The 12,160-nt window shown below is 65.2% G+C and carries 9 protein-coding genes; all 9 read right to left on the bottom strand.

Going from position 1 to position 12,160, the window contains the following annotated elements:
• Positions 1-29: 29 nt before the first annotated feature.
• Positions 30-1,295 carry an MFS transporter gene (locus tag VGT77_RS08780; RefSeq protein WP_327461627.1) on the bottom strand — a complete coding sequence of 422 codons (1,266 nt, stop codon included), beginning with the start codon at positions 1,293-1,295 and terminating at the stop codon, positions 30-32.
• Positions 1,285-2,688: an FAD-binding oxidoreductase gene (locus VGT77_RS08785; protein WP_327461629.1), complete on the bottom strand. Its 1,404-nt coding sequence runs from the start codon at positions 2,686-2,688 to the stop codon at positions 1,285-1,287. The genes VGT77_RS08780 and VGT77_RS08785 overlap by 11 nt, the downstream gene beginning before the upstream one ends.
• Positions 2,689-2,693: 5 nt before the next feature.
• Entirely contained in the window at positions 2,694-4,847 is a 2,154-nt protein-coding gene (locus tag VGT77_RS08790) for a TonB-dependent receptor (protein WP_327461631.1), read from the bottom strand.
• Positions 4,848-4,969: 122 nt separating this feature from the next.
• The gene (locus VGT77_RS08795; protein WP_327461633.1) at positions 4,970-5,731 is read right to left on the bottom strand and encodes an SDR family NAD(P)-dependent oxidoreductase; all 762 of its coding nucleotides are present in this window, start codon (positions 5,729-5,731) and stop codon (positions 4,970-4,972) included.
• Between the two features lie 18 nt (positions 5,732-5,749).
• On the bottom strand, positions 5,750-7,237 hold the full coding sequence (locus VGT77_RS08800; RefSeq protein WP_327461635.1) for a carboxylesterase/lipase family protein: 1,488 nt from the start codon (positions 7,235-7,237) through the stop codon (positions 5,750-5,752).
• A gap of 143 nt (positions 7,238-7,380) precedes the next feature.
• Positions 7,381-8,484: an alpha-hydroxy acid oxidase gene (locus VGT77_RS08805; protein ID WP_327461637.1), complete on the bottom strand. Its 1,104-nt coding sequence runs from the start codon at positions 8,482-8,484 to the stop codon at positions 7,381-7,383.
• Positions 8,485-9,108: 624 nt separating this feature from the next.
• Positions 9,109-10,185: a phosphotransferase family protein gene (locus tag VGT77_RS08810; protein WP_327461639.1), complete on the bottom strand. Its 1,077-nt coding sequence runs from the start codon at positions 10,183-10,185 to the stop codon at positions 9,109-9,111.
• Positions 10,186-10,199: 14 nt separating this feature from the next.
• On the bottom strand, positions 10,200-11,354 hold the full coding sequence (locus tag VGT77_RS08815; protein ID WP_327461641.1) for a 12-oxophytodienoate reductase: 1,155 nt from the start codon (positions 11,352-11,354) through the stop codon (positions 10,200-10,202).
• Positions 11,351-12,154, bottom strand: coding sequence for an alpha/beta hydrolase (locus VGT77_RS08820; protein WP_327461643.1), 804 nt, complete (start codon positions 12,152-12,154; stop codon positions 11,351-11,353). Before VGT77_RS08820 ends, VGT77_RS08815 begins: the two co-directional genes overlap by 4 nt.
• Positions 12,155-12,160: the final 6 nt, after the last annotated feature.

The following is a 12,160-nucleotide window of genomic DNA, read 5'->3' on the forward strand; positions in this document are numbered from 1 at the left end:
AGCTATCAGATAGGTCTGGCAAGAACCTTTCAGACAGGTCCGCTTGGAGCGCGCTTCATCGCCAGGCGGAAGGCAAAGACGGAAGCAATGCTGACGACCACTCCGACCACCGCCAGCGCCGATCCGAGCGCCGCCTCGCCGCCGATCAGACGGCTGACGAAGATCACCAGGGCAGGAGCGACACCGTATCCGATCACGCCCGCCACCGCGATGAAGGCGCCGATGCACAGTCCGCGTAGTTCGTTCGGGATCAGCAGGGTGAGTGCGGCCGACGTGATCAGGCCTGTGATCGTGCCGCAGAGCGCAAGGAGGCCGAGGGTTGCCGCGAATATGGGTACGGAACCGGCGATCGGGAAAAGGGCGGCCGGGATTCCTAGCGCTGCCGCGGCGACTGCGCCGGCAAGTATGCCGCCGCGCCCAAAACGCTTCTGGCCCCAGTCGGCTGCGACGCCACCCAGCAGCGAGCCGACAAAGCCGGTCCCGAGGATCAGAGCCCCAAGCCAGCCGGCGAATTGCTGAGGCTCAAGGCCGTAGGTGCGGCCGAGCACCGCCGGCGACCAGACGATCGCGGCATTGTCCGCCATCACGACCGCAACCTGGCCGATGAACAGCGGGGCGAGGAAGCGGCGGCGGCTCCACAGCTCCGCGGCGATGACGCGAAAGCCCGCGCCGCTGCCCGCCTCCACTTCCTTCCGTTCCGGCTCGCGCAGCAGGAGCAACGGGATGGCGAAGGCGACGCTGATACAGGCGAGCGCGACATGCGCTTGCCGCCAGTCCGCAATGGCGAGCAGCTCGGTACGAGCGACGAGCGTGAGCAATGCGCCGGTCAGCGCGAAGCCGCACGCGATGCCCAAGGTCTTGCCAACCGAAACGATCAGCAGTGCTCGACCCCGGCGCGAAGGCGCGCACCAATCGGCACCGAGCGACAAGGCGGCGGTCAGGCCCCCCGTCGTGCCGATCCCGGTCAGCATGCGGCCGACGAACAGCACCGGTAGGCTGGGGGCGAAGGCGGTGATCAACGTGCCTGCAATCCAGACCAGCGACAGCAGGATCAGCAGCCGCACGCGGTTCACCCGGTCGACGAGCGCGCCGACGGGGATGGACAGCAGCGCTAGGGGCACGGCGGCACCGACGCCCTGCACGATGCTCAGGCCATAGTCGCTCAGGCCCAGCTCGGCCTTCGCGGCTTCCTGCACCGTGCCGAACGATCCCATGTTCGCGAAGCCGATGGTCATCGCTAGCGCCAGCGCCAGAAGCGGCAGCAGGCGCACTTCGGCCTGGGTGTCAGAGCGCAAAGATCTTGCCCGGGTTGAACAGGTCCTTGGGGTCGAGCGCCCGCTTGATCGTCCGCATCAGGTCGACCGCGTCTTCGCCTAGTTCGGCCAACAGCCAATGCTGCTTGCCAAGGCCGATGCCGTGCTCCCCGGTGCAGGTGCCGTCCAGCGCCAGCGCACGCTCGACCAGCCGGGCGTTGAGCGCCTCGACTTCTTGCATTTCTTCAGGCGCGTTCGGGTCGATGGAGAAGACGACGTGAAAATTGCCGTCGCCGACATGGCCCAGGATCGTGGCGGGGATTGAGCTGCCCGCCAAGTCGCGCTTCGTTTCCGCGATGCACTCCGGCAGCTTGCTGATCGGCACGCACACGTCTGTCGCCCAGCCGATCGCGCCAGTCCGCAAGTTCACCGCCGCATAATAGGCTTCGTGGCGCGCCTTCCAGAGCTTGGCACGTTCCTCGGGAAGATTCGACCAGCTGAAGTCGCCGCCCCCATTGTGGGCGCTCAGCATCTTCACGGTCTCGACCTGCTCCGCAACCGATCCTTCGGAGCCGTGAAATTCGAAAAACAGAGTCGTGACTTCGGGATAGTCGAGCTTCGACCAGCGGTTCACCGCCCGCATCTGCATATCGTCCAGGATCTCGACGCGGGCGAGTGGCACACCCAGCTGGATCGCCTGGACGACCGTCTGAACCGCCCCTTCAAGCGTCTCGAACCCGCACACCGCCGACGAGATCACTTCCGGGACTGGGTGCAGGCGCAACGTCACTTCGGTGATGATGCCGAGCGTGCCCTCGGAGCCGACATAAAGGCGCGTCAGGTCGTACCCGGCAGCGGACTTGCGTGCGCGGCGGGCGGTGCGCACGACTTTGCCGTCCGGGGTGACGATCGTCAGCGACAGCACCGCATCCTTCATCGTGCCATAGCGCACGGCGTTGGTGCCGCTGGCCCTGGTCGAGGCCATGCCGCCGATGGTCGCATTCGCGCCCGGATCGATCGGGAAGAACAGGCCTGTCGCACGCAGGTCGGCGTTCAGCTGCTCACGGCGGACGCCGGCTTGAACGGTGCAGTCGAAATCATCCGCGCGCACCTCCAGCACCTGGTCCATCTGCGACAGATCAAGGCTGACGCCGCCGCGCACCGGCAGCGCATTGCCCTCGATCGAGGTTCCGGCACCGAACGGCACGATCGGAACGCCGGCTTCGGTGCACAGGCGGACCACCGTCTGCACCTCTTCGGTCGAGCGGGCGAACACCACCAGGTCTGGCAGCATCGGCTCGAAATGCGCTTCGCTGGAGCCGTGCTGCAACCGCACCGCTTCCCCCGTCTGCAGCCTGTCCCCGAAGTGCGACCCGAGGGCTTCGACAAAGACTGGAGGAAGCGGCGCGCGCGCCGGGGCGACATGCCCGGACATGGTGCTTAGAACCGGAAGCTGGCGCGCACGCCGTAGCGGCGGCGGTCGCCGATGATGCCCAGATCGGAAGCGGGAAGGCCGGCGAGCTGGAGCGTCGTCTTCTCGATATAGCTCTCGAAATAGTCCTTGTTGAACAGGTTGTTCGCGAACACGCCAAGCTCGAATGGGCCGTGGCGGTAGGTGGCGGCGGCGTTGACCAGCGCATAGCCCTTCAGGAAAGTCGGCGTGGTCTCGTTGAGCGTGGCTGCAAGGCGCTTGCCCTTGTACGTCACGCCGCCGGTCAGCGTCAGAGAGTCGTTGCCGAGCGGGATTTCATAGTCCGAGTAAAGGTTACCTGTCACATCGGGCTGGAAGGTCAGTCGATTGGACGCAAGGATGCGCCCGGTGACATCAGTGTACGCATCGAAGTTCTGCAGGCGCGCGTGCATCAGGGTCAGGCCGCCCGAGATGGTCCACTGCTCGGTGGGTTTGATCCGGGTTTCGAGCTCCAAGCCGTAGCTTTCGACGTCGCCGGCATTCAGGTCCACGGTGACGAGACCGCCGCCCGTCGCCATGGCGATCGAGTTCAGGCCGATATAGTCCTTGTAATCATTGTAAAAGACCGCGCCGGACAAGCTGAAGCGACGATCGTCCGACACGTATTTGCCGCCAACTTCGTAGGTCCAGACATTGTCGCCCATATAGGTGCGGAAAGGAGCAGTCGGCGCATTGAAGCCACCGCCGCGATAGCCGCGTGCGACCGAGGCATAGGCCATAAGCCCCTCGTCGAAGTGACGGGTGACGCTGAGCTTGGGCTGCAACTGATCGGTCTTGATCTTGGCCGGCTGAATCACCGTCGTCGGCAATGCGGTGCCGCCCAGCGCCTGAGCGATCTGACCGCTCTGGCGGCGGCTCTCATGGTCATAGCGCAGGCCGAGCGAGACTTCCCAATCGGTGGTCGGCTTCCAGAAGATGGTGCCGAAAGCCGCATAGGTGTCGCCGCGGCGGCGATCATTGGTGGTACGCACCAGCGGTGCCGGCAGCACGGGAAGGGTCAGCGTGGTTACGTCCAGGCCTCGCAGTGTCTCCCGGCTGTAGAAGAGGCCGAACAAGGAAGAGAACTGATCGTTCCATTCGCTGTCGAACCGCGCCTCCAGGGTCGTGGTGCGAAGCTTGTCGCGCCCGGTGGCACGCGCGAGGTCCGCCGGGCCGAAATCGACATCGGCCTGGCGAGTACGGCCGTCGCGCATGTCGTAGGAGCCGATCAGCGACACGGTCGTTGCCTCGCCCGCCGGGAAATCGAGGCGTCCGTTCAAGCCGCGATAGCGGAAGGAGACCCGCGGCACGACGTTGAACTGGTTGTTCCGCGAGTAATCGGTCGGCCCGGTCACGCGGGCATAAGGCGTGTTCGCGCCGTCCACCCAGTCATAATAGCCCTTCAGCGTGAAGGTGACGTCCTCACTGGGGAGGAAGCGGATCGTGCCGTTGATCGAGTCCGTGTTGAGGGGGTTGGCGTCGCCGCCGACGATGACGTTCCGGATGAAGCCGTCCTGCTCGCGGTGCGCGGCGGCGACGCGGACCTGAATCTTGTCGGGCACGATCGCTCCCTCGGCCGCGGCCGAAACCGTCCAGGCATTGTCCGGGCCGGCATAGCTGGCGCTGCCGCGAACATGGAAATCGTTGCCGGGCACACGCGTGATGACGTTTATGGCGCCACCCATGGTGTTCTTGCCGTAGAGCGTGCCCTGAGGGCCGCGCAGCACCTCGATCCGCTCCACGTCCACCAAGGGGTTGTTCAGATAGGAGGTGTTGGGCTGATAGATGCCGTCGATGAACAGGCCGACGCCGGGTTGAACAGTCGCGACGAGCGTCACGCCCACGCCGCGGATCGACACAAAGGCACGGCCGGTGCCGTCCGAGTTGATGTTGAGGCCCGGCGTTAGGGCGGCCGCCTCGCGCACCGAGTTGATGCCGCGCGCGGTAAGGATCTCACCGGTCAGCGCCGTTGCCGCAATCGGCACGTCGGCGAGAGTCTCTTCGCGCTTGCGGGCTGTCACCACGATCTCGCCGGAATCCTCTGCAGCCGCGGTCGCTCCGACGGTGCTAGGCGTTTGCGCGGACACTCCGGAAGCCAGCAAGGCGGGCAGGCTCACGGCGGCAAACCAGGTCGTACGGCGCATCAGGACTCTTCCTCTCCAGCGGTGGGTGCTTCCCCACCTGTCAGACAGGTCTGATGCAGGAAGATGAACCTATCCGAAAGGTCTGTGGCTTTGCCGATCGGATCGCAAAGTTGGCCGATCGGCTACCAGCAGGTGTAGCCGCCGTCCGCGAGCACGATGCTGCCGGTCATCAAGCTCGCCGCGTCGGAAGCCAGGAACAGCACGACGGATGCGACTTCCTCCGGCTCTCCCAGCCGCGCCTGTGGAGTGCCGTCGATCCATCGGCGATGCATCTCGCCTTCCTTGTCGGCGAACGCGTTGAGCGGAGTGGCGATATAGGTCGGCGCTACCGCGTTGACCCGAACGCCACGCGGCGCCCATTCCGCCGCCAGGCTGCGCGTCAGCTGGTGCACGGCCGCCTTCGACGCGTTGTAATAGCTTTGCGGCTGCGGCCTGTTGACGATGAAGCCGCTCATCGAGCCGACATTGACGATGCTGCCGCGCCCTGCCTGCAACATGCGTCGCCCGAAGGCGCGGGCGCACCAGAAGCTGCCGTTCAGATTCACGTCGATGACGTTCAGCCAATGCTCGTCGGTGACCTCTTCTGCAGGCGTTTCGCTGCGCGCGATGCCGGCATTGTTGACGAGGATATCGAAGGGAGCCGCGGCTTCGGCGATTTGGGTGACGCGCGCACTATCGGTCACGTCCAGTACCACGCCCTCGACCTCATAGCCGCGCTGCGTCATCTGCTCGATCGCTTCGCTAACCGCCGCTTCGTCGCGGTCGGCCAGCGTCACGCGCGCGCCCGCTTCGGCCAGAGCTTCGACGCAGCACAGGCCGATCCCGCGCGCGCCGCCCGTCACGAAGGCGGTGCGCCCGTCGAGGCGCATTTTCTCAAGATACATGTCAATCGCTCTTTCTGATCAGGGCAGGAAATCGGCAGCCGGCATGCGCGGCTCATATTCGGCCTTGCCCGCCGCCATTCGGTAGACCAGCCGCGTTTCCCGATCGAACGGCGCCCAGGGCAGGCTGCCGTCGCGCGCGAAGCCGACCCAGATGGCGTGCATGCGGGTTGCCAGTTCCTGAGGCGGTGCCATGCCGCACAGGCCTTCCGGTCCGGTCACCGTCGCCAGCGTGTCGAACACGAATGGCAGCTCCATGCCATGCGCTGCGCCGAGCTGACCGTCATAGCGGGGCGAGCGCCAGTCGAACTCATAGACATGAGTGCGGCCGCGATGCTCCTCGGCAAGTCGGCGGGCTGGCCAGCGAAAGACGAAATCGTGCAGCGCCTCGGTCAGCACATGCCCGGCCTTCTTCTTGCCAAGGCCATAGGCCTTGAGCGCCGACCAGGCGCGCGGCTGGGAGCGGCTGAGCATGAACCAGGCGAGCAGCTTGCCCACTTTCTCCCGCACGCCGGTGGGCACGAGGTACAGGTTCATTTCCTCGGCATTGCTGCCGATCAGCACCTCGACCTCGGCACCGGCGCCCTTCTTGAGGGCTTCCAACGGCTTGTCGGGCAGGACGTCATCGCCATGCACGGGAATGAAGCGGCTTATGCCGAACACCGGCTCCCGCCCCTCCGCATCGCGCAGGTTCAAGCGCATGGTGGGCTGGCTTACCTTCTCCAGCGCATCGAGCGCTTGCCCCGACGGCACCGAGGCGAAACCGGCGCCGTCCGGCGACACCTTCAACAGCTTGGCGAGCTTGCGCACCAGCCGCTGCGCGACGGGAATGTCGCGCGTCATCGCGCCATGCCCGCTCTGGATGATGGCCCGCCGGAACAAGCCTTTCGCCAAGGGCGACGTGACCAGATCCGCAATCGCCATCGCACCGGCCGATTCGCCGAACACGGTCACATTGTCCGGATCGCCGCCGAACGCGCCGATATTCGCCTGCACCCATTGCAGCCCGCACAGCATATCGCGCAGACCCAGATTGGTCGGCACGCCCGGAATCGGCAGGAATCCTTCGACCCCCAGGCGATAATTGAGTGCGACGCAGATTACGCCGTCACGCGCAAAGGCGCTGCCGTCTTGCACCGGCGCGTCCTTACTGCCGAGCACAAAGCCGCCGCCATGGATGAAGACCATCACCGGGAGGTCGTCGGCGGGCTCATCCGGCGCCCAGATGTTAAGGGTCAGATACTCATCCCCCTCGACCCAACCATTGCCGATCAGTGGGTGGACATCGAGTCCGGGCATGGAACGGATGCGCTGCGGCGCCGTCGCTCCTCGCTCGGTCGCGTCCAGTTCGCCGGACCATAACGCTCTTTGTGGGGGCTCGAAACGCAGTTCGCCGGTCGGGGATGCAGCATAGGGGACGCCGAAGAAGCGCCTCACCCCAGCTGCGCGAGTACCGCGAAGCATGCCGGCGCTTGCGTTGACGATCGGTTGTCGTTCGGAGGTGCTCATGACTTCAAGATAGCATGGTCAACCGACCAAGCCCTGCCGCTCCGATTTGCAGTCCGGCTCTTTCTTCTGACCCTTAGGCACGAGATTGCACTTGCCGCGCGTGCAGCCGGTTTGAGTTCGAGAGGTTAGTCGCCCCTACTCACTCAACGGCGAACGTGCCGGCGCGACACGGAGGCGATGTCGTTTATGCCCGCTAGTCTCAAAGTTCGTTCGAACTCAGCGTTGAGCAATGTCAGCGCGCGGTCGACTCCGGCCTCGCCCCCGGCTGCGAGACCGTAGAGATATGGCCGTCCGATCGAGCAGGCCGTGGCCCCGAGGGCGAGCGCCTTGACCACGTCCGAGCCGCGGCGAACCCCGCCATCGCAGATCACATCCGGAGCGTCGCCTACCGCTTCGCGCACCGCCGCGATCTGATCGACCGGCGCAGGCGCACCGTCGAGCTGCCGGCCGCCATGATTGGAGATCATCACGCCGGTCGCGCCGGATGCGATGGACCGGCGTGCGTCCTCCGGCGTCATCACTCCCTTGATGGCAAAAGGCCCTCCCCATTCGTTCGCGAGCCATTCCACGTCCCGCCAGCCGATGGAGGGATCGAACTGTGCCCCGATATAATCGAAAAGACTCATCGGTCCTGCGGCCAGGGCGTCGACCTTGTGGCTGACGTTCGCCAGATCGAACTTCGATCCGGTCAGCGCAGGAAGTGACCAGGTCGGATGTAGCGCAAAGCTCAGCAGCGACTTGAGGGTAAGCTTTGGGGGCAAGGCAAGCCCGCTCGCCCTGTCGCGCTCGCGATTGCCGGCCACTGGCGTATCGACTGTCAGCATCAGGCCGTGAAAGCCGGCCTCCTTGCACCGCGTGATGAACTCGGCGGTCAGACCGCGATCCTTGAAGATGTAGATTTGAAAGACTTTCGGCCCGCCAAATGCTCGGGCGAAGTCCTCGAGCGGCGTGGTACCCATCGTCGATAGGCTGTAGATCAGCCCATGACGCGCGGCGGCGCGGCCGACGGCGAGCTCGGCATGATCGTGGAACATGCGGGTGAGCCCTGTCGGCGATAGCAGAAGCGGCCAACGCGACGGCTGCCCGAAGAGCCTGGTCTCCGTTCGGATCTCCGACACGTCGTTCAGCACATCGGGGACGAGCTCGTAGTCGGCGAATGCGCGAGCGTTTCGACGCAACGACACCTCGTCGTCCGCGCCGCCATCTATATAATCGAAGATCGGCCGCGGTAGGCGTTGTCTGGCCATCGAACGTAGGTCCGCCACGTTGATGGCGCGTCGCAGCCGCATTCAAGCTCCCAGTTCCGCAGACGTCCGACTCCTGCAGATTGTCAGTTCAATCGATGCCTTTTGACAAGGCTGCTGGCTCGTATGTGCCATTCCATACTAAAGTTGGCACTAGGTGATGACCGGAGCCAAACGTCAGCGGACATTCAGACGGCCTCTCGTTATGACTGAATAGGGCGCATACTGGACGCTATAAGGCGCGTGTCCGCTAAGCGCCCATAGCGGCCATCGACATACGTGCAGCCGACAGTCCGCTTCGCGCGCCAATGAAGCCTTCAAAGCTCAAAGCCTAAGGTCGCTTGGCTTCGGTCGACCGTAATGTCGCCCGCCAAGCAAGCTTGCTCACGACCGGCCATCACCAAGAAAGCTTCGAGCAATAAACTCGGATACGCGGTAGAGATCGATTAGGTGGATGTACGCAAGGGTCGCAGGTCTCAGCTAGCCAGTTCTTCGCCGTACGCGAGCTAACCCCAGTCCACCGCATCGGAGCATTGGTCGCTCGAAGACTCCGTCTCGGTCATTGCTGAAGCAACTACGCCGCCAGTTCACGCAAATGCATATTGATCCGAGTGGTCATAGCAACCTTCAACGGATCATCAGCTCTATTTGACACCCATCCATTGCCTGCCGGGCGAGTTTCGCGAGCCTTGGAAAGGCAGCGGCCCGTTCGCGGGCGTGTGCGGAGGCCGCGGTGCCGCGCAGCACCCGGCCCTTGATGCCGTGGAAGATCGCTGCGAGCCGGAAGAAGTTGAAGGCGATATAGAAATCCCAGTTCGGGATCGCCGTGCGCCCGGTGTGCCGGCAATAGGCTTGGATATACTCTGCTTCCGAGGGCAGGCCTAGCGCCGCTGGCTCGCTGCCGCCCAGCCCGGCGACGATGTCGGGCGGCATGCGGTACATCATCGCGTGATATGCGAAGTCGGCGAGCGGATGGCCGAGCGTCGACAGTTCCCAGTCGAGCACCGCCACGATCTCCGGCCGATTAGGATGGAAGATCAGGTTGTCGCAGCGGAAGTCGCCATGGACGATGGTGGTCTCGTCACCATCGGGGATCGCGCGCGGCAGCCAAGCAATCAGTGCATCCATGTCCGAATTGCGACCAGCCGCTTCGTCCTCCTGATATTGGCGGGTCCAGCGACCGATCTGGCGCGCGAAGTAATTGCCGGGACGCCCGAAGTCGGCGAGACCCACGGCCGCCGAATCGACGCCGTGCAGCGCCGCGATGGTCGCGTTCATAGCGTCGAAATAGCGTGGACGCTCCGCCGCCGGCACGTCGGTGAAGGCGGCGTCCCAGAAGATGCGCCCCTCGACCAGCCCCATCACGAAGAACTGCGAGCCAATCACCGCCGGATCGTCACATGTCGCGACCACCTCCGGCACCGGCACCGGCATGCCAGCCAGCGCCGCCATGATCCGCGCCTCGCGCAGCACGTCGTGCGCGCCCTTGATCAGCGCGCCTGGCGGCTGGCGGCGCAGCACATAGCGGCGCGCGGGCGTCGTCAGCCGATAGGTCGGGTTGGACTGGCCGCCCTTGAACTGCTCGATCGTCAGCGGCCCTCTATAGGAGGAGACATTCGCCACCAGCCAATCGTCAAGCCTGGCCACGTCCAGCGCGGTGCGGACCTCGCCCGCGCCCTGGTTCGCATCTGCGTCAGTCGCCATGCCGCCGCCCCGGCTTAGACCGGATGGTGCTCATAGTGCTCCAGGGCGACCGCGCGATCATAGGGCGTGAGGTCGCCGATCCGCCCGGCGCGGATCTTGAGCAGCCAGTCGGGATCGGCGAGCAGCACCCGGCCCAGTGCGACCAGGTCAAACTCGCCCCGTCCGAACATCGCCACCAGATCCTGCAGCCGGTTCAGCATCGGCGAGGAGATGCCCTCAACGAAATCCTGCATCAGGTCGCGGTCCATGCCCACCGATCCGACGGTGATCACCGGCCGCCCCGTCACCTGCTTGACCCAGCCCGCGAGATTCTTCGAATCGCCTTCGAACTCCGGCTCCCAGAACCGGCGCTGCGAGGCGTGGAAGATGTCGACGCCGGCGCGCGCCAGGGGATCGAGCCAGCGGAACAGCTCGTCCGGATCGCGCCCGAGCTTCACGTCATAATCATAGGTCTTCCACTGCGAGACGCGGAAGATGATCGCGAAATCCTCGCCCACCGCCTCACGGCACGCGGCGACCACTTCGGCGGCAAAGGCCGTGCGGTCGGCTATGTCCGGCCCGCCATAGCGGTCGCTGCGCAGGTTGGTCCGGTCCCAAAAGAACTGGTCGAAGATATAGCCATGGGCGCCGTGCAGCTCGATCGCGTCGCAGCCGATGTCCTTGGCGGCCCGCGCGGAGCGGGCGAAGGCGGCGATCGTGTCCGCGATGTCCGAGTCCGTCATCGCCCGGCCGCCGGGGATGTCCGGTCCGGCAAAGCCCGACGGGCTCACCAGCGGCGCGTGCGGTGAGTCCGGAAAGTTGAAATCCATGCAGCCGCCGACATGCCAGAGCTGAGGCACGAAGGCGCCGCCCTCCGAATGGACCGCGTCCACTGCGTCCTTCCAGGAGGCGAGCGGGTCCTGCCCATCGAACATGGGTATGGTGTCGGCCGCCACCGAATGGTCGATGGCGACGCCCGTCCCTTCGGTGATGATGGTGCCGACCCCGGCGCCGGCGCGGCGCCGGTAATATTCGACGCCCTCGGCCGAAAGCTTGCCGCCCGGCGCGAAATAGCGGGACATCGGTGCCATGCAAAAACGGTTCGGCGCCTTCAGCGACTTGCAGGTGAAGGGCGCGGCCAGCGGCGCAAGCAGCTCGCCCAGGTTGTCGGCGCGGAGGCGATCGCTCATGCGGCCCTCCGCAGAAAGCCGAGTAGCGCCTCGTGATAGCCGGCCGGGTCCTCCAGATGCGGCGAGTGGCCGGTCGGCATCGTCACCAACGTTCCATGTTTCGCGCACTGGGCGGCAAAGCCGGCGATCGCCGGATCGGCGACGGTGTCCTTCGCGCCCCCGATCGACAGGAAAGGGAAGTCGAACGAGGCGAGGATGTCGCGCTGGTCGAGCGTGGCGAGCCCATTGAGCGTCTCAGTGGCCCGGGCGCCTGAATCGAGAAAGCCTCGCTCCAACCAGTCGCTGAGCGCTTCGCTCGCGCCCTCGCCGACCGCGCCTTTACCAAGCGCCCGGAAGAACTCGGCCCGGTCCGCGCGCACGGCAGCGCCGATCCCCAGCACATCTTCCGCCGTGCCGCCATGGGGGAAACCGTCTGCCTGGGTGTAGCGTGGCGTTGCGCCACAGGTCGAAACCAGGCCGGCGACCTTGCTGCCTAAAGCGTGTGCCGCAAAGACCGCCACTGCGGCCCCCAGCGACCAGCCGTTCAGCACGACCCGAGTCACGCCGACATGCTCGACGATGTCGAAGACGTCGCGCGCCACCGCTTCGATGGAAAGATCGGCGAAGTCGCGGTCGGACCGTCCGCAGCCGCGGTGATCGATGGTGATGGTGCCATAGCCGTTCGCGACCAGCGTCGCGACGGTGGGCGCCCAATAGTCGCCCGACATGCCCCAGCCATGGATGAGCACGACGGTCGGTCCGCTGGCGGCATGGTGCTCGTAATAGACCCGGCCGCCGTCCTTGGTTGCGAAATGGGCCATGATTGC

Origin of the sequence: Sphingomonas sp. (assembly GCF_035944535.1) — a bacterium.
Taxonomy (GTDB): domain Bacteria; phylum Pseudomonadota; class Alphaproteobacteria; order Sphingomonadales; family Sphingomonadaceae; genus Sphingomonas_B.

Bases quoted from the DNA above. Each gene is read 5' to 3' on its own strand.
- VGT77_RS08795 (WP_327461633.1), bottom strand. From the start codon at position 5,731: ATGTATCTTGAGAAAATGCGCCTCGACGGGCGCACCGCCTTCGTGACG.
- VGT77_RS08800 (WP_327461635.1), bottom strand. From the start codon at position 7,237: ATGAGCACCTCCGAACGACAACCGATCGTCAACGCAAGCGCCGGCATG.
- VGT77_RS08790 (WP_327461631.1), bottom strand. From the start codon at position 4,847: ATGCGCCGTACGACCTGGTTTGCCGCCGTGAGCCTGCCCGCCTTGCTG.
- VGT77_RS08820 (WP_327461643.1), bottom strand. From the start codon at position 12,154: ATGGCCCATTTCGCAACCAAGGACGGCGGCCGGGTCTATTACGAGCAC.
- VGT77_RS08785 (WP_327461629.1), bottom strand. From the start codon at position 2,688: ATGTCCGGGCATGTCGCCCCGGCGCGCGCGCCGCTTCCTCCAGTCTTT.
- VGT77_RS08810 (WP_327461639.1), bottom strand. From the start codon at position 10,185: ATGGCGACTGACGCAGATGCGAACCAGGGCGCGGGCGAGGTCCGCACC.
- VGT77_RS08815 (WP_327461641.1), bottom strand. From the start codon at position 11,354: ATGAGCGATCGCCTCCGCGCCGACAACCTGGGCGAGCTGCTTGCGCCG.
- VGT77_RS08805 (WP_327461637.1), bottom strand. From the start codon at position 8,484: ATGGCCAGACAACGCCTACCGCGGCCGATCTTCGATTATATAGATGGC.